This is a genomic window from Aestuariibaculum marinum (genome assembly GCF_014596975.1).
In the GTDB taxonomy this organism is placed as follows: Bacteria; Bacteroidota; Bacteroidia; order Flavobacteriales; family Flavobacteriaceae; genus Aestuariibaculum; species Aestuariibaculum marinum.
Genome location: NZ_JACVXD010000017.1, coordinates 1 through 22,709, shown reverse-complemented (window position 1 = coordinate 22,709; position 22,709 = coordinate 1). Strand labels below are relative to the sequence as shown.

General features: G+C 33.0%; 14 protein-coding genes. 13 read left to right on the top strand and 1 reads right to left on the bottom strand.

Annotated features, from left to right (window positions below; genetic code table 11):
- Window positions 1–714, top strand: a 714-nt coding sequence (locus ICJ85_RS15665; protein ID WP_188224747.1) for an IS3 family transposase, incomplete at its 5' end; no start/stop codon positions are given.
- Between the two features lie 187 nt (window positions 715–901).
- Here ICJ85_RS15665 and ICJ85_RS15660 read toward each other — a convergent pair.
- Window positions 902–1,450, bottom strand: a complete 549-nt coding sequence (locus ICJ85_RS15660; protein ID WP_188224746.1) for an RNA polymerase sigma factor — start codon at window positions 1,448–1,450, stop codon at window positions 902–904.
- Between the two features lie 100 nt (window positions 1,451–1,550).
- Between ICJ85_RS15660 and ICJ85_RS16715 the strand changes: the two genes are divergently transcribed.
- From ICJ85_RS16715 to ICJ85_RS15600, 12 genes are all read left to right on the top strand, one after another.
- Complete coding sequence (locus ICJ85_RS16715; protein WP_188224745.1) at window positions 1,551–2,687, top strand: FecR family protein; 1,137 nt, start codon at window positions 1,551–1,553, stop codon at window positions 2,685–2,687.
- 162 nt (window positions 2,688–2,849) lie between these two features.
- A complete protein-coding gene (locus ICJ85_RS15650; RefSeq protein WP_188224744.1) occupies window positions 2,850–6,380 on the top strand; it encodes a SusC/RagA family TonB-linked outer membrane protein in 3,531 nt (1,176 codons plus the stop codon).
- 11 nt (window positions 6,381–6,391) lie between these two features.
- Window positions 6,392–7,795, top strand: coding sequence for a RagB/SusD family nutrient uptake outer membrane protein (locus ICJ85_RS15645; RefSeq protein WP_188224743.1), 1,404 nt, complete (start codon window positions 6,392–6,394; stop codon window positions 7,793–7,795).
- A gap of 56 nt (window positions 7,796–7,851) precedes the next feature.
- Window positions 7,852–8,937: a TlpA disulfide reductase family protein gene (locus ICJ85_RS15640; protein ID WP_188224742.1), complete on the top strand. Its 1,086-nt coding sequence runs from the start codon at window positions 7,852–7,854 to the stop codon at window positions 8,935–8,937.
- Between the two features lie 442 nt (window positions 8,938–9,379).
- On the top strand, window positions 9,380–10,582 hold the full coding sequence (locus ICJ85_RS15635) for a TlpA disulfide reductase family protein (RefSeq protein ID WP_188224741.1): 1,203 nt from the start codon (window positions 9,380–9,382) through the stop codon (window positions 10,580–10,582).
- Window positions 10,583–11,080: 498 nt separating this feature from the next.
- On the top strand, window positions 11,081–12,145 hold the full coding sequence (locus ICJ85_RS15630) for an NADH:flavin oxidoreductase/NADH oxidase (protein ID WP_188224740.1): 1,065 nt from the start codon (window positions 11,081–11,083) through the stop codon (window positions 12,143–12,145).
- 190 nt (window positions 12,146–12,335) lie between these two features.
- The gene (locus ICJ85_RS15625; protein WP_241739570.1) at window positions 12,336–12,878 is read left to right on the top strand and encodes an RNA polymerase sigma factor; all 543 of its coding nucleotides are present in this window, start codon (window positions 12,336–12,338) and stop codon (window positions 12,876–12,878) included.
- 177 nt (window positions 12,879–13,055) lie between these two features.
- Window positions 13,056–14,195: a FecR family protein gene (locus tag ICJ85_RS15620; RefSeq protein WP_188224738.1), complete on the top strand. Its 1,140-nt coding sequence runs from the start codon at window positions 13,056–13,058 to the stop codon at window positions 14,193–14,195.
- 130 nt (window positions 14,196–14,325) lie between these two features.
- Window positions 14,326–17,964 (top strand): SusC/RagA family TonB-linked outer membrane protein, encoded by a 3,639-nt coding sequence (locus ICJ85_RS15615; protein ID WP_188224737.1) that lies wholly within the window; start codon window positions 14,326–14,328, stop codon window positions 17,962–17,964.
- Window positions 17,965–17,970: 6 nt separating this feature from the next.
- Entirely contained in the window at window positions 17,971–19,395 is a 1,425-nt protein-coding gene (locus tag ICJ85_RS15610; protein WP_188224736.1) for a RagB/SusD family nutrient uptake outer membrane protein, read from the top strand.
- A gap of 2 nt (window positions 19,396–19,397) precedes the next feature.
- Window positions 19,398–21,833: a zinc-dependent metalloprotease gene (locus ICJ85_RS15605; protein ID WP_188224735.1), complete on the top strand. Its 2,436-nt coding sequence runs from the start codon at window positions 19,398–19,400 to the stop codon at window positions 21,831–21,833.
- Window positions 21,830–22,348 (top strand): DUF3347 domain-containing protein, encoded by a 519-nt coding sequence (locus tag ICJ85_RS15600; protein ID WP_188224734.1) that lies wholly within the window; start codon window positions 21,830–21,832, stop codon window positions 22,346–22,348. The genes ICJ85_RS15605 and ICJ85_RS15600 overlap by 4 nt, the downstream gene beginning before the upstream one ends.
- Window positions 22,349–22,709: the final 361 nt, after the last annotated feature.

The window sequence follows — 22,709 nt, the reverse complement described above, 5'->3', positions numbered from 1 at the left end:
TATATGCCCTTGCCTAAGGATGATATAGAAATTGAACAAGCACTACTTCAAAAGGCAGAAGCCCACCCAGAAGAAGGGTTTTGGAAAGCTTTTGACCGATTAAAAGGAGAAGGTTATTATTGGAACCATAAACGGGTACACCGTATTTATAAAGCTTTAGGATTATCTCTAAGACGTAAGGCTAAAAAACGTTTGCCAGCCAGAGTAAAAGAACCTTTAGATATCCCAGAAACACTTAATCATACTTGGAGTATGGATTTTGTAACTGATGTGCTTGAAAATAAAAGGCGTTTTAGGGCTTTTAATATTATTGACGATTACAAAAGAGAGGCATTGCATATTGAAATCGATTTTTCTTTAACCAGTAACCGAATTGTCTGGGTTTTGAACCATTTAGTAAACAAACGAGGGAAGCCTGAAAAAATACGCATGGACAATGGTCCTGAGTTTATTGCCAATATTACATCTGAATGGAATGAGATGCATGGTATTATATTTCAATATATACAACCAGGAAAACCTACCCAGAATGCTTTTATTGAACGCTTCAATGGTTCTTACAGAAGAGGTGTACTTAATAGATATATTTTTGAAAATATAGATCAAGTAAGAGGACAAACTCAAATATGGATGCATGATTACAATCATTATAGACCACATAATGTTTTAGGTAAAATGTCTCCTAAAAAATATGCAGAACTTAATTGTAAGTGAACTAGTTCTCTTACAATTAAAAAATATAACTTTATGGTAACTTTAGAAAATTAAACAGTTCTATTCTGGGGAAGCTTACATTACTTTAATTGGGGCTTTAAGTAGTTGCTCCCATTATTGGGTATTTTTTATTTGTGTAATACAAATAGGTTTGGTTTAGAAAATAATCTAAAGTATTAGAAATAATTTAAAAGTTATTTATTTGAAGGCAACCTTTAATAAGTTTATATGCTTTAGTTATATGACCCTCTACCGTTTTTAGCGAAATATTTAAATCCTGTGAAATTTGGTGATATTTTTGTCCTTCAATTTTATTCTTGATAAATACGTTTTTACACTTTTTAGGTAGACTTTTTATACAGGTATCCAGCTTGTTTACAATATCATCTTTTTTACTATGATCAATATTAATGGCTTGCATTACAGCCGTGTAATAATAGGAAGATAACATCTCTGTTTGTTTTTTTTGTTCACGGTGTGTGTCAATAAATTTATTATAAGCGCTTCTGTATAAATAGCTTTTTATTGATGTCGTGATATTTACAGTTTTTCGCTTATTCCATAATTTAATAAATACATCATGAACAATATCTTCTATTAGGTTTTTGTCATTCGTGTAACTCAATAAAAAAATACAGAGTATTTCATGATACTCCAGATATATTTTTTCAAAAATATCCTGATCACCATTTTTGAGTTTTTTTAAGATAATATTTAAAGATTTATTGTTATCCATTGGGATATTTATGTCTTTTATTTACAAAATTGAAAAAAAAAATAAATTAAAAACAAGGGTATTTTTTTATTTATCCGTCCTGTTGTAAAATATCAATATTGTGGATCAAGAGCGTGTAAATATATTATTAATAAAATTAATAGAGCGTAGGATTACTCCTAGAGAATGTCAAGTACTTAAGGAATGGATTCAAACTCCCAGTAATTTAGAATATTTTCAGGAATTCATAAAAGTAAATCATTTTATCAATTCAAAGCAAAAATTTAATTCTGAAGAATCTTTTTTAAAGTTAAAAGGTCAAATGTTAAAGGATTCATACAGAGTAAAAAGAAATTTATTAAGATATGCAGCTACAATTTTAATATTCATTTCTGCCGGATTATATTTTGTAGTACAAAATGAAAATCAGAATAATCTTCAAATTAATAATAATGAAATTATCATAGGAAGTGATAAAGCAACCTTAACGTTGGAAGATGGTACAGTAGTAGACTTAACAGAAGAGCAACCATTAAGTAATGATAAGATGGAGAGCAATGGAAAGAAAATTGTTTACAAATCAAACAATCAAGAAAAAGATGCTCTGGTTTATAATTATTTAACAGTGCCTAGAGGAGGACAGTTTTTTGTTGAATTGTCGGACGGTACCAAAATTTGGATGAATTCAGATACGCAGATTAAATATCCGGTTAGTTTTATAGAAGGAAAGGATAGAAATGTTGAATTAATTTATGGAGAAGCTTATTTTGATGTGTCCCCTAGTATTGAGCATCAAGGTGCTGTTTTTAAAGTAATTTCAGAAGTTCAGAAAGTTGAAGTGTTAGGAACAGAATTTAATATTAGTGCTTACAAAGGTGATGATGAAATCTATACAACATTGGTTGAAGGGGAAGTTTTAATTTCCCGTGGTAGTAAACAAGTCGTATTAAAGCCAAATGATCAGGCCTTAGTTAAAGTTGGAGAAACAGGTGTTTTTGTAAATCAAATAGACACTTATTTGGCAACGTCTTGGAAGGAAGGGGTGTTTAATTTTAATGATATGCCTTTAGATAATATTATGAAGGTCTTATCTCGTTGGTATGATGTGGAAGTAGTATTTAATAAGGAAAACATGAAATATGAGACTTTTACAGGGGTCTTTAGAAAAACTCAAAATTTAAAAGATATTTTAAACTCAATACAAACAACAAATAATATGTCCTATGAAATAGAAAATAAAGTGATTAATATTAAATAACTACTAAAAAAAAAAAGGAAATCGAGGTTCGAATATCTCACCAGACAAACCTCTCTTTCCATCAATTTTTAATTAAACGTAACGTCTAACTAACTTAACAAATTTATGCAAATTAATTTAACTAACTATTTTTTCCATCGATGGAAAAAGGTGCTAAGAATTATGATGAAAACATTTTTATTATTGTTTTGTTCTTCAGTTTTTAGTTTTACTCCCATTGAAATCTTTTCTCAAAATGTAAAGGTTCAAATAGATTCAGATAAAACTTTAACAATTAATGAAGTCTTCGATTTAATAAGAAGACAAACTGATTACAATTTTATTTATAAGTCCGATATTTTTAAAGATTTCCCAAGTATTGATGTTAAAAAGGGAACTATTGAAGCAAATAAATTACTAGAACAAGTTTTGGGTAAGGGAGCGTACAGCCTCGAATTAACTAGCGATAATACTATAGCAGTTAAAAAGGTTACTACTCAACAGGAAGTTTCTATTTCGGGAACGATTTCTGATGTGAATGGAATGCCTTTACCTGGTATTACAGTATATGTCTCTAATGTGCAACCCACAGAAGGGATGGTTAAGAAAGATTTTATAATTAGAGGAACATCTACTGACTTCGATGGAAATTTTAATTTAAAGGCTGTTGTTGGTGAATATTTGGTAGCAACAGGAATGGGCTTCGAATTATTTTCAGAGCAGATAGCTTCTGAAAAAACAATTTTCAACATTGTATTGAAAGAAAGTGTAAGTGCATTAGAAGAAGTATTAATAGTTTCTTCAGGATATCAAGATGTTGATAGTCGAAAAATGACAGGGTCAGTGGTGTCTTTGAAAGAAGAAGAACTTGAAAGTCGTTATTTTGAAAACGTAATAGATAAATTGGAGGGAACCGTTCCGGGATTAATCCGTTATCAAAATGGAACAACAATACGTGGTACTGGAACAATTAGAGCCGGAAGAGATGTTTTAGTGGTAGTAGATGGTTTTCCTATTGAAGGCAGTGTAGAAGACTTGAATCCTTATGATATTGAAAGCGTCAACGTATTAAAAGATGCAGCTGCAACAGCGATATATGGAGCAAGAGCAACCAATGGCGTTATTGTTATAACCACAAAGGGGGCAAAAAAAGGCAAAGGATTGAGTGTAGATTTTTCGACAAATGCTACTGTTTTAGACAAGCCGGATTATAGTTACAAAAACCTTTTGAATGCAGAAGAGCAGGTTGAATGGGAAAGTGAATATTATGATTGGTATTTTAATGGAGGTGGAGGCCCTAATGCTCTAGCACAATTTCAGACTTTTTATCTGGGGTATGGCTTACCTGTATCTCCCATTCAGTATGCCTACTACCAGAATGTTACTAATCCTTCGGAAATGAGTGATTCGCAATTAACTGAATTGTTAGAAGGATATAAAAAGAATGATTTTTACAAGGAATTCAAGGATCATGCTTTAGAAAATCAGGTGATACAGCAGTATAATTTAGCTATACGGGCTGATGGTAAACGCTCCCAAACAAATTTAGTTTTAAATTACAAAACAGATAATACGGGAGTTATCAATTCGTACAATAGAGATTTTAATATGTTTCTTAAAGGTACTTTTAACTTGACTGATTGGTTGGATGTTGACTATGGTGCTACAAATATTTTGGGACGTTCTAAATCGCATGCCGATAGGTATGCTAGAGACCCTTTTACGTTTCCTGTTTATTCTTCTATGTTTAATGCAGATGGGTCTAGAGCACAATACGGAACCTATGATTTCAACATTTATTCTAATAATTCAATTATAGCTAATGATCCTAATTTAAGAAGTTTGTCATATAATCATCTTGATGAACTAGAACGAAATTTTAATCATACCAATACTTTAAACAGTAGATACTTTCTTAAACTAAAATTAAAGGTATTGCCTGGATTAACAATTAATCCTATGTTTCAATACGAAAATTCTATTACAGATACAGAAAATTATTCTGAGCAAGATAGTTACCAAATGAGACTATTGTTAAATCAATATACGGTTCCTAGCATGGGGCCAGGAGGAACACCAGTCTTTAATTCTTTAATACCTGAAGGAGGTAGACTTGCCCTTAGTAATAGAAGAAACCCTAGTTATACAGCAAGAGGTCAGGTAAATTATAACCGTTCATTTGGAAAGCATGATTTTCAGGCTATTGCTGGTATGGAATTCAGACAAACCAAGAGCTATGGCAGATCAAGTTTTCAATATGGATACGATGACCAGTTACAGACTGTCAATAACTACATAGATTATAGAACAATCTCTATGTCTCAATTAAGACCTTATTGGAGTCCATTTTTTTATGCCCAACCTATTTCGCCTGGAAATATAGATCGCGAAGTTAAACATCGTTTTGCCTCAGGTTATGGTAATTTGACTTATACTTATAATAAAAATTACAATTTATTTGGATCTATCCGAAAAGATTATGCTGATATTTTTGGTTCGAATAAGAAATATAGAGGTCAGCCTTTATGGTCAGTTGGGGCAGGCTGGATTGCTTCTAATGAACCTTTTATGAAGAGTCTTGACTTTGTTAATTTTCTTAAATTAAGAGCTTCATACGGTATTACAGGTAATGTGGATATGAACGCATCTAGTTTACTTGTAATTCAGAGTGGAAACAACTTGGACACACAGTTGCCAAATGCATCAATTCCTAATCCACCAAATGATAAATTGAGATGGGAGAAAACAGCTACTACAAACTTAGGTTTAGAATTTAGTCTTTTTAAAAGTAGTTTAAGAGGAACGATTGATGTTTATAGAAAGGCTGGGTCTGATTTATTAGCACAAAGGCGTTTAGATCCAAGTGAAGGATGGACATCATCAGTACTTAATAATGGCGAAGTTCTTAATAAAGGAGTTGAGGTAGGACTGACCTATGATTGGTTTAGAGCAAAAAGCCCTCAAGAATTTTCATGGTCATCTAATATGGTATTTACCTATAATAAAGGAGAAGTTACTGATGTAGATGGAGATATAGGAGGTTATGAAAGTTTATCAAATGGATATGGTTTCCGAGTTGGGTATGCGCCTGGTTCATTATTCTCTGTTCCTTTTGCAGGTATGGATGAAAATGGTATACCACAGTGGTTTAATGCTGATGGAGAAAGGACTTCTAATTCTCTTTATGGAGATGTTGATAACCTTGAGTATTCAGGAGTATTAGCACCGGTAAGAACCATTGGGTTAACAAATAGTTTTTCTTTTAAAGGATTAACTCTTAGTGTTTTTGCTGTGTATTATGGAGGACATGTTCTTCGAGCTGAACCAGCAATTAATCCGCTTATACTTCGAGAACCAGTGCCAATTGGATCACCATCATATATTGCAGATAGCTGGACACCAGATAATACGGATACAGTGGTGCCTGGCCGAGGGCAATACTATTCTTTCTTAGGGGCAGCACAGCTTAATTATCCAATTTCTGATTACAGGGTACGTCCTGCTGATTTTATTAAAATCAGAAATATTGTATTAGGTTATAGTTTGCCTCAAAGTTTTGCTAGTAAAATAAAGGCAAAAAATGTTAAAATTAATTTTCAGCTAAATAATCCAGGAACAGTGTGGATGAGACAAAAGGATGTTCATATTGATGTAGAAACAGGAGGAGCACCTCCTTTAACATCCTATGTTTTTGGTCTTAATGCTAACTTTTAATTACTACTCGTATGAAAAATATATTATTTAAATTGGCAATGGGTATCTCAATAGTCCTTTTGTCATCATGTGATTCCTATACGGATTTCACGCCTAAAGGGAGAAAAATTGTGCAAACCCAAGGTGATCTGGAATTATTAGCTAACAAACAATATAGTGGATTTGATTTTACAATGTTATCTATTCTGATTAACGATCATTATCCTCAATCTCGGGATATACCTTTTATACTTACTGGGAATAGTAAAGATTTAAACTATACCCAGCTAACGTATGATGAATCGATAGATAGAGAACAATTAGATCAATCGGGAGAACTTTACTCAAGGTTATATGCTATTATTAATGGAACAGCTAATCCGCTTATTTCATTTTCTGACCAAGTATCAGGGAATCAAAATGAATTGAATAGTTTAAAAGCGGAAGGCTATGTTGTTAGAGCTTTCTTACATTATTATTTGGTAAATATATATGCAAAGGCTTATGATCCGTCTACTGCAGCAGAGGATGGAGGAATACCTTATGTGAAGGATTTGGATTTAGATGAAATTAACCCTAAACTTTCTGTTCAGGAAGTTTATGATAATATTATGGCAGATATAGATTCTGCTATCGAGTTGGATGCGCTTCCTGAAACACCAATTAATGCTATGCGTGTTGGTAAAGGTTTTGCCTATGCCGTAAAAGCTAGAATTCTAATGTCTCTTGGAGATTATGAGTCAGCTTTAGATGCAGTAAATGTCGCTCTAACCTATAATAACGTATTGGAGGATCATAGACCTCTTCTATCATCATATTCTAGTAATCCTCTTGCTTTTTCGAATCTTCGTCCAAATGGTCTTATAGCAGATGATAATTTATTTTATTCCTATTATGCGCGAAATTGGCCATTTTCAGTTTCTCCTAGTTATGAAATTGTAAATGAATTTTATGAAGCTGGTAATATACTTAAGGATTCTTTGGGCACTCAAGTGTATGAAGAAGGCAATGCTGTAAACCTTCCAGATATACCTGAATGGTCTGGTGGATATCAACAAAATAATGCGGGAATCACAACATCTGATTTATATCTTATTAAAGCAGAATGTTTAATTCGTACTGATGAGGTTGAAGAAGGAATGAATTGGATTAATGAAATAAGACTTCGTCGTGTTTCTCCTTATGCTCCTCTTCAAGCAGCTAATGCTTCAGAAGCAATGGGGTACCTTCAGAAGACCGCTAGAATTGAGTATTTATATTCTGGAAAAAGTTATTTCGATATAAAAAGATGGAATAAAGAAGGAGAATATCCTATAACAATCAGTAGAACCTTAGAAGGAGTTACCTATACACTTTCTCCAAATTCTTCTTTATGGATTTATCCTTTCCCGTTGGAAGCAACTCAACTTAATCCAACATTAGGTAAAAATTATTAACAACCAAAATACTAAAAATGGTTAGAATTAAAATAAATATCAAAACTATATCTTTCATGGTGTGTTTTCTGTACGGAGCTTTAACAGGTTTCGCGCAGGATGATCTACTTCAAATTGGTAATCAGGCACCTCCTATTAAATATTCAAAATGGGTTAAAGGAGAACCAATTACTGAGTTTAAAGACGATAAACTTTATGTAATGGAGTTTTGGGCGACTTGGTGTGGTCCTTGTATTGCTGCGATGCCACATCTTTCGGAATTAGCTCATAAATATGAAGGAAAAATTTCTTTTGTAGCTGTTAATGTGTGGGAAAAGATTGGAAATAAGCCATACGAATCCGTAATTCCAACCGTATCCAAGTTTGTAGAAGACTTGGGTGAAAAAATGGATTTCAATGTGGTTATTGATAATAATGACCAATTTATGTCCAACGAATGGCTAATAAAGGCTGGTGTGACGGGCATACCATCAACATTTTTAATTCAAAAGGGTAAATTGATTTGGATAGGGCATCCTAAAGATTTAGAGTCTATCATTAATGAAGTTCAAAATGGTACTTATGATATGAATAGTACTCGAGAAGAACATCTAAAAAGTCAAAAGGAAAATTTAGACAAAATAGAGGCTTATAAAAAATTAATGAAGCCAATAGATGATGCAATTGCTGCTGAAAATTACGAACAAGCCTGTAAGTTAATGAATGATGTTGTTGCCAAAGATCCATCACAATCATATCCGCTAGGAATGAGGCAATTTAAAACACGTTTGGAATTTATAAGTGAAAATAATGCTATGGAATTTGCCAAAGATTGGGTAGCTAAAGATGGTTCTCGTTATACCATGTACATTGCACAAACCATTGCAGATTATGAGGGTTTATCCAAAGATACTTATGCACAGGCGGCAATTTGGTTCCAACCAGCAGCATATAGGGAAGGAACTAACCCTATGATTATTGATTATTTAGCTAAATGTTATTTTTTAGCAGGCAATTACCCTCAAGCTGTGGAAGAACAAAAAAGAGCTTTAAAAGCAGCTAAAGATGCTTTAGAAGGAGATAGATTTACTGGTATTATTGTATCTAGTACTGTTGAGGATTATCAAAATAAATTGAAAACGTATAGCGATAAACTCCAATAAATCGAAGATAAGGTAGATTAATTCCTATCTAGCCTGTTTTTAGGAATAAGGCTAATTAGTTCTTAGGATTAAAAAGGAATTATGACCTAAAATAGGGTTGATAAATACCTTGTATAAAATTTAAGTAAGTTCTCATTAACATTCTTAATTACAGATTGGATAATGTTTTTGGAGACATAGATAAAGTCTTTTCTTAAGTAAAATAAGAAAGGACTTTATCATTATAATCAATTCCTTTGTTAATATGTTTATATAACATATAAGTTGAAGATTTATTGAATAGTATTCTGTAAATGATTGCTTTACGAGTTCATTTTGCATACAGCTAAGGCTATCGAAAATATAAAAAGTAATCAATAAGCTGTTCTAAATAGAAGACACGCTACTGCATTAAATCGTATTAAAGAGACATTTGAAATTAAATAATAAAACGAAATCAATAATGAAAAAACTATTAATAATAGTTGCCGTATGTTTAACCGTATTGGCATGTAAGCAAGAAAAGCCTTTGGCAGATGGTAGGTATAGAATAAATGGAACGATAACAGGACTGGAAAATGGTGAAATTTATTTAATCAATCAGCCTATAGATACCATTCAAGTTGAAGATGGTGCATTTGTCATTGAGCATGATATTAAAGATAGCGTAAAGCTTATACATCTATCAAAAATAAACAGTAATCGACCAAATCAAGGAGAATTCGTTTCAATATTTGTAGAGCCAACGGAAATGACTTTAAATATTGATTATGAAGGTTTTTCAGAGGCTAAATTGTCAGGTTCTAAAACCCAAGACGATCAGTACATGTTACAAGCCATTTTAGACAAAATCTCTGAAGACTATAAAGAAGAGAAGAATCATTTTGACGCCGTGAGAAAAAAATACCAGGAGGCGTCGAACGCAGGTGCAAGTGATGAAGAACTGGAAGCTATTAAATATGAGGATGATGAAGCAAGAGGAAAACTTGCGCCAATGTGGGAAAAACAAAGTGAGGCCACTTTACAATTTATTAAGGATAACCCAAAATCCTTTGTGAGCTTTCAATCATTTTTATTTCAAATAAGTAAACTAAAATATGCCGAGGCTAAAGCTATTTTGGATCAGCTTAATCCAGAGTATTTAAAAACCGACTTAGGAAAAGATATTAGTCAAAAAGTAGACAATTTACAAAAGGGAATACCCGGAGCTAAAGCAGCGAATTTCGAAACCGTAGATATTAATGGAGACTCTTTAAAACTGGCTGATTTCAAAGGGAAATATTTACTTATAGATTTTTGGGCATCGTGGTGTGTTCCTTGTAGAAAAGGGAATCCGCATTTAATTAGTTTATATAACAAATATCATTCTCAAGGATTAGAAATTCTTGGGGTGTCTGATGATGATAGAGCTTATGACAAATGGAAAAAAGCAGTAGAAAAAGATGGAATAGGTATTTGGCACCATGTTTTAAGAGGTTTAGAATATAAAGAAGGTACTAACCAACGTATAAATAAAGACAAGGATATAAGTGATGCTTATAATATTCATTCGTTACCAACCAAAATACTTGTAGACCCTAATGGGGTAATTGTTGGACGTTACGGTGGCGGTGGCGGTACCGATGACGATATGGATAAAGATTTAGCAGAAATTTTTAATCAATAGATAAAAAATGAAGACAGAAACCAGAAGTTAGAGAAATGGTTGATGGGAAAGTGAATTTTGAACCAGCCAAATACCTTTGCTGTGGTTTATATGAAGCAGTTTAAAGGGAAAAAGCCAATTGCAAGAAAATATAATGATAGGGTAACTACTAAGGATCAGATTGATTAGATTATTGGAAGATTGACGAATGAGTCTTATTCAAATTATAAAGTTTACGTATAAAAGCAAAATAACGGAAATAGAGAACCTCTTGCGTCGGGAAAAATTGAGTATATCTAAATCATCATTAATCAATTATTTGATAATATTTTATATGAAGAATTGGGCTGGTTCCTTATGTCCGCTTTGCATGGCTCTCGGTTACCATACTATCCACCTAATAAAGAAGCCGAATTATATAAAACTAAAGTAGAACTTGATTTGCTAAATAAGCTAGAAAAAGCAAGACTGTCAATTCAATTTGGTTTAGTATTTTTATTTCATCAAATTGAATAGATTATGACAAAATTGTTTAGTCCTTTAAAAATAAAAGGAATTACTTTAAAAAATAGAATTGGGGTTTCTCCTATGTGTCAATATACTTCTATTGATGGTTTTGCAAACCAATGGCATCTTGTGCATTTGGGTAGTAGAGCTGTAGGAGGTGCTTCACTAATTATAGCTGAAGCTACAGCGGTCTCTCCAGAAGGTCGAATTTCTCCTAAAGATTTAGGAATCTGGAAAGATGAGCATATTGAAAAGTTATCAGAGATAACAGCTTTTATTAAAGAAAATGGTAGTGTGGCAGGTATTCAATTGGCACATTCAGGAAGAAAGGGAAGTACCATGGCGCCAACCGAAGGTTATGGCACTGTAAGCATTGAGTCAGGAGGTTGGAATCCTGTGGCACCATCTCCTTTACCTTATTCTGAAAACTATCCTCAACCTATTGAGTTATCTGTTGAAGGAATAAAAAAAGTAGTCGATGATTTTAAGACAGCAGCAAAAAGAGCTTTACAAAGCGGATTTGAAATTATAGAGATTCATGCTTCACATGGGTATTTATTGCATCAGTTTCTATCTCCTTTAAGTAACCAAAGGAAAGATGATTATGGCGGAAGCTTTGAAAATCGTATTAGATTATTACTTGAAGTAGTAAATGCAGTAAAATCTGAACTTCCAGAAGAATCCCCTTTATTTGTTAGAATTCCGGCAACAGATTGGGTTAATGGTGGATGGGAAACTAATGACGCAATAAGACTAACATCTATATTAAAAAATGAAGGTGTTGATGTGGTAGATGTTACAACAGGAGGTTTAAGTCACGAACAAAAAATACCTGTTGGACCAGGATACCAAACACCTTTTGCTTCTAAAATTAAGAAGGAAACGGGTATGCTAACAGCTACTGTTGGAATGATTACAAATGCAGCACAAGCCGAATATATTTTAGTTAATGAAGATGCAGATATAATTTTGTTAGCTAGAGAATTTTTAAGGAATCCTTATTTTCCCCTAACAGCAGCTTCAGAGCTGGGAGAAGATATTAGCTGGCCCGCACAGTACAATAGAGCCAAATTGTAATTTTTAGATGATTTTTACAGAGAATAAGACTTATAGACTACAATATAAAATAGACTAAATATTTGAATAAGATTATATTGTAGTCATGAGTCGTCATCTTTTGTCGTAATTAAAAAAATGTTTAATATTGTTACCTTAATTTTATTCTATTCTCTCTTTGTCTGTATATGGTAAATACACCGATGCTAAATTGCTAGATCTTCTCAGTAAAGATGATCAGCAGGCTTACACAGAAATTTTTAATAGGTATTGTAAACTTTTAATAAACCACGCATATAAAATTCTACAAAATCAAGATGAGGCAAACGATATTGTTCAGGACGTTTTTTTAGCAATTTGGAACAAACGAAAAGACTTGAATATTTCCGGAGCCTTGTCTTCATATTTATACAGAGCTACCAAGAATAAAATACTTAATCATATTGCTCATGAAAAGGTTGTTTTGCGCTATGCAGATTCTATTTCTGGTTTTATGGAAAATGACTACGCCTTTGCAGATTTAAATCAAAGAGAAGAAGAGTTACAAATTATTATTGCTAAAGAAATAGAGTCTCTTCCACAAAAGATGCGCGAGATTTTCATTTTAAGGAAACTAGAGGAGTTGTCTTATGATGAAATAGCCAATCAATTAAATATTTCTGATAAAACTGCCAAACAACAGGTGTATAATGCATTAAAAAAATTAAAAGAGAAAATAAACCCATTTTTGGTTGTTTTAATGTTTAAAATTTAAATGTAGTTGTCTCTATTTTAGTTCTTTATTTGTTTCGGCTGGGAACCATAAACCTTCGATAAAAAAAGTTTAGTTAACAATAAAATAATAATTTTTTAATTTTTTTTGATTTTGTCTATGACAAAACCTGATTTAGTCTGTCTTATTATTAAACAGTAGGAAATTCTATGTTTAATTATGACTGAAACTGAAATTTTAACCTTACTTAAAAATTATCGTAACGGGACTTTATCTGATGAAGATAAAGATAAGTTGGAGGCATGGTATTTATTTGAAGCTTCGAATAGTAAATTGAGGCTAAATGAATACCAATTGGAAAATAGTTATAAGTATTTAAGGGCTAAGCTACCAATAAAACAAGAACCAAAGGTAATTAATCTTTGGAAGCGTGTTGCCGTAGCAGCATCAATTGCTTTAATGTTGGCTACAGGTCTATATTACTTTAGAGGAACAACCAAATCGGAAATTCAACTTACCGAAGATGTCAAAGAAATAACACCAGGAGGAAACAGAGGAGTGCTAACACTATCAAATGGAAAGCAAATTGTTTTGGCCGATGTTGAAGTTAATGATTCAATTGTCAATGACGGAGACAATGAAGAAGTCACTATTCAGATGAACCCTAACGGACTAATTACGTATGTTGTTAACCCAAAACTAAATAACGATAACAATAACTTTAATGCTTTTAATACGCTATCCACACCAATAGGAGGGCAGTATAATGTTGTGCTTGCAGATGGCACAAAAGTGTATTTAAATGCAGTATCATCTATAAAATATCCAACACAATTCAATGAAGATAAAAGGATTGTAGAATTGGAAGGAGAGGCATATTTTGAAGTTTCAAAAGATAAGAATAAACCATTTATTGTAAAGTCCAGAAACCAGACTATTGAAGTTTTAGGAACGCATTTTAATGTGCATTCTTATAACAATGAATCATTTGTTAAAACCACCTTACTAGAAGGAAGTGTCGCTGTTTCCTTTAAAGATCAAAGAGCTATTTTAAAACCGGGGCAACAATCTAGCGTTACTGAAGATGCTGAGAATATATTGATAAACAATGTTGATGCAGAGTCTACAATAGCTTGGAAAGATGGAAGATTTAAGTTCGATAATGCTGATTTGAAAACGGTTATGAACCAGTTGGAGCGTTGGTATAATATTCAGGTGGAATACAAAGGAGATATACCTGATTTAAAGTTTAACGGCGGAACTTTTATGAATAAAAATTTGTCTGAAGTATTAAAGGTACTTGAGCTGAGTAATATAAAATTTGAGATAAGCGGGAATACAATTTTTGTGTACCCTTAAATCTGAAGTTTACCAGTAATATTGGTTTTTAATGAAAAAACCAGAAGCAGTCGCGTTGCCTCTGGTTGTTAGAAGTTTATAGCCAGTATATTTTTTTCACAAATGTCTAACTAAAAACACATGTAAATGTATGAAATTTAATTCAGAATGTAAAACACCTAAATTAAACCCCTGGAAGAGTTTTCCTAGGGTAATTGAATCTAATTATTTAAGAGGTTTTACCCTTAGTTTTATGCTGTTTTTGAGTGGTTTTGTTTATGCTCAAAATGTAACTGTAAACTTTAATGAGGTCTCTCTTGAAAAAGCTTTAAAGGAATTGGCAAAACAAGCTGATTATGAGGTTTTTTATACACAAAAATTGCTTAAAGATTTTAAACCTGTAACGCTTAATTTTAAAAATACCGACTTAAAAGAAGCTTTAGATGCCGTTTTTAAAAATCAAAACTTAAAATATACGCTTACTAATAAAACTATTGTTGTTACGTCTACTAAATCTGATAATTTATCGGCTAAATTAATAAATGTAACGGGAATAGTTTTGAACACTAATAAAGAGCCTTTTCCAGGTGTTACCGTCCATGTAATAGGAACAAACAAGTTTAGTATAAGTGATTTTGATGGTCGTTTTTCAATTGAAAATGTACCTTCAAATGGACTAGTTGAGTGTTCAGGATTAACTATAGGAAAAAGGTCTTTTCCTGTTAATGGAGAAACACAATTAACGCTGGTTGTAGAAGAAAAGGTTACAGAAATGGATGAAGTTGTTGTAACCGGATATAAAACTATAACCCGTAGCCATTTAACAGGATCTGTTTCAAAAATTGATCAAAAAACGTTAAACCAGAATATTAACACCGATCTTTTAACGGCGCTTGAAGGTCGAGTTGCCGGTTTAATGTATCAAAAGAATCCGTATGGGGCATCTTCAGATACCCCTATTTTAAGAGGTATAGGTACCTTTTCATCACTGCAGGTAGGGTATAGCCCTCTTATTGTTATTGACGGCTTACCTACAGAATTAACATTAGATGAGATTAATCCCTACGATATAGAAAGTGTGAATGTTCTTAAGGATGCCGCTGCAGCCTCTATATACGGGTCAAGAGCTGCAAATGGAATTATTGTCTTAACCACTAAAAAAGGAAAAGGTAATTTAAAAGTAAGTGTAAATACAGATTTTTTTATTTCAACTAAGTCCAAACTTAAGGATTTAAATTATGCTTCAACCAGCGATTTAATTGACTTCGAGCAAGCTGTTTATGAGAGAGAACGTAACAGGTACAATGATATTTCTAGTATGTTTGATGGTTATGGGGCAATTGGTAGTAGTAATATTAAATATTACAGCCCTTTGTATCAGTTAAACAGAGATTTAGAAGATGGAAATCTTTCTCAACTAGATTACGATACTACAATTGCTGAATGGAGAAATAATGATTATTTGAATGATTATCGTAAAAATGTATGGCAAAATGAATTCAGACAACGTTACAATGTGTCTTTTTCAGGAAGTTCAAATAAGCAAAATACGTATGTATCATTTAACTACGACCAGTCTGATAATCGAGTAAAGTATAATACAGACCAATCGTTCAACCTTTACGCAAAAAGCAGTTATCAGCTAAATAACTGGTTAGATGCAACAGTTGGAATTAATGGAACTATTAGAAATGCCGATATTACAGATTCCAGCTATGATGATTTCAATATTCAAAAACGCTATGAACGTATTACCGACAACAATGGAAATCTTGTTGTTTCGCCATTTGTAGGTATTAGCGACGGGTTTACTTCAAGTGGTGTTTTAAACCCTTTAGTAGCATCTCAAATTGCAGGTTTAAGTGGTTTTAATCCTGTGACTTTTAATGTTTTGGAATCGCTTCAGGAAGGAATTACGCACAGGAACTCTTTAAATTTAAGAGCTTTTGCAAAGTTAAGAGCAAAATTATGGAAGGGACTTAGTGTAAGTTCTCAGTTTCAATACGAAACCGCCAGAACCAATAGCGATCAGTATTATGATGCAGACTCATATAAAATGCGCTACGCTATAAATACGTTAACAGGGTATAATCCAGATACAGATTCTTATACTTATTTAGATGGTTTTTCTGAAGGAGGTCGTTACCAACAGTCAAGTCGTCAGGCCAGCAATTATTCTTTCAGAAATCAATTAGATTATAGCCAGGATTTTGGAGAAGGAAAGCATTTTATTAGTGCTATTGCAGGTTTTGAAATGAGAGAAACTTCTGTGCCTAGAAGTATTGAAAGCTTACGTTATGGATATGATCCGGTAACACTAAGTTCTGCCACAATAAATACTTTAGATCTGAGTCAAACAGGGGTTGATAGTTATATATACGGACGTAACAAAACATTATCTGCTCCATCAAGGAATCAGGAAGAAATATTACACCGTTATTTTTCTGTTTATAGTAACTTAAATTATACGTATTTAAACAAATATAATGTTACAGGAAGCTATCGTGTTGATAGAGCAGATTTATTTGGTGTTGATTCAAAGTATAAAAATCGTCCCTTATGGTCTGCCGGATTAGGTTGGAATATTACTAATGAAGATTTTATGAAATCGGTAAGTTGGGTAAATGCCTTAAAATTAAGAGCAACACACGGAGTAAGCGGTAACGTAGACCAAACAACAACACCTTATGTTACGGCAACTTGGCGAAATGATAGACTTTATCAGTCTTTACAGTACATTAACATTACTTCACAACCAAACCCAATGTTAAGATGGGAGAAAACAGCCACTTCAAATTTAGGATTAGATTTTAGTGTGTTGCAAAGTAAGTTAAGAGGAAGTATTGATGTTTATAGAAAATATAGTTCAGATTTACTGGCAACAACCGATTTAGATCCAACGGTAGGAGCGTTAACCAGAAGAATAAATGCAGGAGCCTTACTTAACAAAGGAGTAGAGTTTAGTATAGGTTCAGATTGGTACAATAAAGGTGACTTTAAAATGGGTTCAAATTTAGTTTTAGCCTTTAATAAAACCACTGTTGATAAGGTAACCAGAGAGCTGTCTAATGCTTCAGTATATGTAAGTTCTCCAACTAATTATTTCTTAGAAGGAGAGATATACAATAGTTTATATGCTTATAAATATGGCGGGATTACCAATGGATATCCTTATGTATTAGATGAAAATGGGGAGCCTTCTATCACTTTCGATGAAGACGGAAATCCTTTGTCTAATACGATAAAAACCATTACTAGCACTGATGCACTTGTAAACAAGGGAAGTTTAATGCCAACATATACGGGATCTTTCTCTCAGCGTTTTTCATTTAAACAATTTGAATTAAATATGTTGTTCGTGTTTTCAGGTGGTAACGTCATGAGAAAAGATGTTATCGATATGAGTTCTGATGATGTTAACGACCAAGATATTGTTAATCGTTATACAGATTTACAACAAAATGGTAATACGCGTTTGTATGTTGATTTTGATGAAAGTGTTAGAAACTATGCAGGTACCATAAGTAGTCAGTGGAGAAATAGCGATGTTAATGTAATTGATGGCGATTATATAAAACTACGAAACATTTCATTAGGATATAATTTACCGGAATCTTTTGCGAAGAAAATCAAATTTTCATCGGCAAAATTCACTTTCCAGGTAAATAACCTTTGGTATTGGAGTGCGGCAGGAGATCGAATAGATCCAGAAGTTTATGCCTCAAATTCAGGAACACGAAGCATACCATTACCAAAAACCTTTTTGCTAGGTCTTAACCTTAACATTTAAAAAATCATGAAACATATATATAAATTTATATTTCCAATGCTACTGTTGTTCATCACGTCATGTGAAGATTATACAGATATTACACCAAAGGGCTCTTTGGTAATTGAAACTGCAACCGATTTTCATAAAATGGTTTCTTTACCAAACCGAGGATATCCTATAAATAACTTTCAATATTTGGTCGATGACCAGTGGATAAGGGAGTTTTATGTTATAGGACAGACGCCTAATATTAACACTATCAATTTTACCTTTGATGAAACAGCCGATAGAGTTTCAATGCTTAAAGCGTCGAGTTTCTATAATCAAGCCTATTCATATATCAACAGATGGAATACCATAATATCTCTTGTTGATGATAGTGATGGTGATGACTATACCAAGCGATTAGCAAAAGCAGAAGCCAAAATTTACCGCGCTTTCGATCATTTTTTATTGGTAAATACTTATGCCAAAGCTTACGATCCGGAGACCGCTGCTACCGATGGAGGTATTTGTATTATGGATAAATTTGATTTAGAGGCACAGCCAGTAAAATCTACCGTAGCTCAGGTCTATGATTTTATTCAGAAAGATATTGAAGATGCCTTACCATACATTCAGGAAATTCCTTTAGATGTATACCACCCATCTTTGGCTTTTGCCTATGCTTTTAAAGCTAAAGTGCATTTGTTTAAGCGAGAAATTGCCGAAGCAAAGGAAGCTGCAGAAATGTCTCTTACTTACAATGATGAAATATTTGATATGGTGGCTTATAATGAACAAGGCGGACCAAGTGTGGTTGCTGTAACAGCTCCAGAAAATCCAGAAGTACTTAGTTATATGTATATGACGGGGTATAATGAGTTAAATTTCGCATTTAGTTATATAATAAGTCCGGAGCTAAAAACATTATTTGGAGAAGATGATGCACGTTTTAATTTATTTTTCAATTCAACTTCCACCTCATTTTTAGATGCAGGATCTAATACGGCTTATTGGAACGTGAGATATACAAGATTTTTCAATCCAACGGTTGGAATGAAAACTACCGAGGTTTATTTAATGCTTGCCGAGTGTTATGCAAGAAGCAATCAGTTTAGCGAAGCAGTTGGGGTGTTAAATACGCTTCGAGCTAAACGTATTCTTTCAGAAACAACAGATTTACAAGTGCCGGCAACCAGAAAAGAAACAATGGAACTTGTGGTTAACGAGCGCAGAAAAGAGTTGCTTTTTGGATTTCATCGTTTCTTTGATCTTAAACGATTAAATAACGAACCAGAGTATGCTAAAACAATAACCAGAGTATTTCCTATTGTAAATCAAACGGTGCCTCAGGAAACATACGTTTTACAGCCAGACTCTAGATTGTATATTATACCGTTTCCATTATCTGCTTTAATGAAAAATCCAAATTTAACTTTAAATACAAACGAAACAGTACCATTTTAATTATGATAAAAAAACTAGTTTACATACTGCTAATCCTGATAATTTCAGGACAGCAGTATGTTTCTGCTCAACAAACAGACCAAAACAAAAAGACTGATAGCACACAACAAAAAGGGGTTGAAGCCTACAGTAAACTTATAAGCAGCGATTCCCTCACTACGGTAGGTTTGTTTTCAGTGAGTAAGGTTGACGAAAAAATATACTTTCAAATACCAGATAGTTTATTTAATAGGTATATGTTGGTGGTAACAAGATATCTGTCAACTCCTGAAGGTATGGGGCGTTTTGGAGGAGAAAAGGCTAATGAACAAACTATTTATTTCGAGAAAGGAAATAATAATAATGTATTTCTAAGGTCTTTGCAGTATAAGCAGGATGTACGTTCTGAAGATGCGATGTTGGCTAAAGCATTAGCTGGAAGTAATGAGAATCCCATTATAGAATCTTTTCCAATTAAGACTACTAATCCCTTAACAGGAAACATCGTTATTGAAGTAACTGACGCTTTTAAAAAGGATAATCCAGTATTTTCATTAGCAGACAAAGAGAAAACAGATAATAAGCTATCATCTTTGGCAACCGATAAGTCTTTTATTGAAGATATTAAGACATACCCAATTAATGTTGAAGTTAAGACGATTAAAACCTTTAAACAGTCTTTATCTAGTTTAGGTAGCATTACACTAAGGTTGAATACATCTATTGTGCTGTTGCCAAAAGTTGCAATGCGTAAACGGTTTTTAGATCAACGCGTTGGATATTTTGCTAATAAATATGTGTTGTTTTCAGATGAACAACAGCGAGCTGAATCAAAATTCATTGTTCAGAGGTATCGTTTAGAACCAAAGGATGAAGATATTGAAAAGTATCTTAGAGGGGAGCTGGTAGAACCAAAGAAACAAATTGTTTATTATATCGATCCGGCCACGCCAAAAAAATGGAGACCCTATTTAATAGCAGGAATTAACGATTGGCAGGTAGCTTTTGAGGATGCCGGATTTAAAAATGCTATTATTGGAAAGGAATGGCCTGAAAACGATCCTACTATGAGCTTGGAAGATGCACGTTATTCGGTTGTTCGATATTATGCTTCCGAAACACCTAATGCTTACGGACCTCGAATTAGTGATCCCCGAAGTGGAGAAATTATTGAAAGTCATGTAGGCTGGTTTCATAATGTTATGAAATTAGTGCAAAACTGGTATATGATTCAAGCTGGACCATTAGATCCTAGAGCACGTAAAATGCGTTTAGATGATGAGTTAATGGGCCAGTTAATTCGTTTTGTTTCTTCTCACGAAATAGGTCATACCATAGGTTTACGACATAATATGGGAGCTAGTTATGCTACACCTGTAGAAAAACTTAGAGATAAAAAGTGGGTTGAAGCTAATGGACATACGGTTTCTATAATGGATTATGCACGTTTTAATTATGTGGCACAACCAGAAGATAATATTAGCCCAAAAGGAATATATCCTAGAATAGGTGTTTACGATAAATGGGCTGTGAAATGGGGGTATAGTTTTTATCCAAACGCAAAAGATGCCTTTGAAGAAGAACAAATGCTGTTAAAATTGACTACCGAAACTTTAGATAATAACCCTAAATTATGGTTTGGAGGTGAAGGAAAGGATGCCGATCCACGCAGCCAGAGGGAAGATCTTGGTGATGATGCCGTGTTAGCAAGCGATTATGGGATTAAAAATCTAAAACGTGTTGTTGAGAATTTAATTGATTGGACGTATGAGCCTAATGATGCCTATAATAACCTTTCGGATATGCACAAAGTGGTTGTAAAACAATACCAAAGATACCTATATCATGTTTTAAAATACATTGGAAACGATTACGAAACAAGGAAAACAGTAGAACAAAGTGGCGTTGTTTTTAAGGAAGTACCTAAAGAAAAAGTAAAAAGCGCTATTGATTATCTAGGCAGACAATTGTTTGAGGCGCCATTATGGATGTATCCGAAGGAAATAGGTCAATTAATTGAATTGAAAACAACAGACCAAATTTCAGATCAGCAAAATCAGGTTTTATTAATGTTGCTGAGTTCTGGGATGCTTTACAATTTGAGTCAGAAATCCATTCAATATGATGATGCTTATACTGTTCCAGAGTTTTTAAATGATTTGCAAGAAACAGTCTGGGTTAAATTTAGTGGAAATGAAAAATTTGATTTTTACCGAAGAAGTCTTCAGCGTAGCTATATTGAAAAAATGGAAATGTTATTAATCCCTACTCCTGGAAAAGCTCTAAATACAGCTCAGCGAAGTGATGTAGTTTTATATGGAAAACAACATCTTTTAGAACTTAAAGCAGCGGCTAATAAATTAATTAAAGGAGAGAAAGGGATTAACAAATCCCATTTAGAACATATTTTAATCGAGATTGAAAAAATCATTTCAAAAATCAATAAAACAACACTATGAGAAAATTAATAATAGTATTAATATTTGTAACCAACATAGCACATGCTCAGTTAACTTCCCAACAAGAAGTTACACCTGATTTGGTTGAAAAGAGAGAAGAACTGAAAAAGCAAATTACAGATAATTATATAGGTTTAAAAAGTAGTTTTGTAGTTTCAGATAATGTATCTATACTTAAAAATGCGAGTGCTCTTGAGAATTCTCTTAATAAGTTTAAGTTTAAAAAATTAAACTTAACCCAAATGAATGAGGCTACTAAAACAAGGAAAGAAATTATAGAACTTTCTAAAGAAATACAGTCTGAATCTAATATCAATAGACAGCGAGAAATTTTTCAGAAACTGTCTTCTAAATTTTGGAGCATTGCAGATAAATTTAAGGCAAATGATGTGATGCTATATTTGCAAGTCTGTCCGATGACAAATGCCGTATGGGTTAGCAATACTAAAGAAATTAAAAATCCTTATTACCCTAAAAATATGTTGACTTGTGGAGAGGTCAAGGCAAGTATTTAAAAGATTTTCATTTTAAAAACGAAATTTTTAAGATCGAATTAGTTCCTTAACCGACGACAGTATTTGTCGTCGGTTTTTTTATTAAATAAAGAGAAGAATTATAAAAACAGTATTAAAAATTAATGCATACACTCAAAGCTCTTGAAATATGACCTTCCGCAGTTTTTACGGAGACGTTTAATTTTTCTGTCATTTCAAAACGGAATAAATCCCATAACAAAAAGTCCTAAAAAATGATAATATTGAACTAATGAATTGTTCTAATTAAGGGAAGCTTACAAAATTGTAAGCTTCCCTTAAAACCGAACTGTTTAAAAGTGTAAAAATAATATTAACTTTAAACAGTAATTATGAGAAAAAG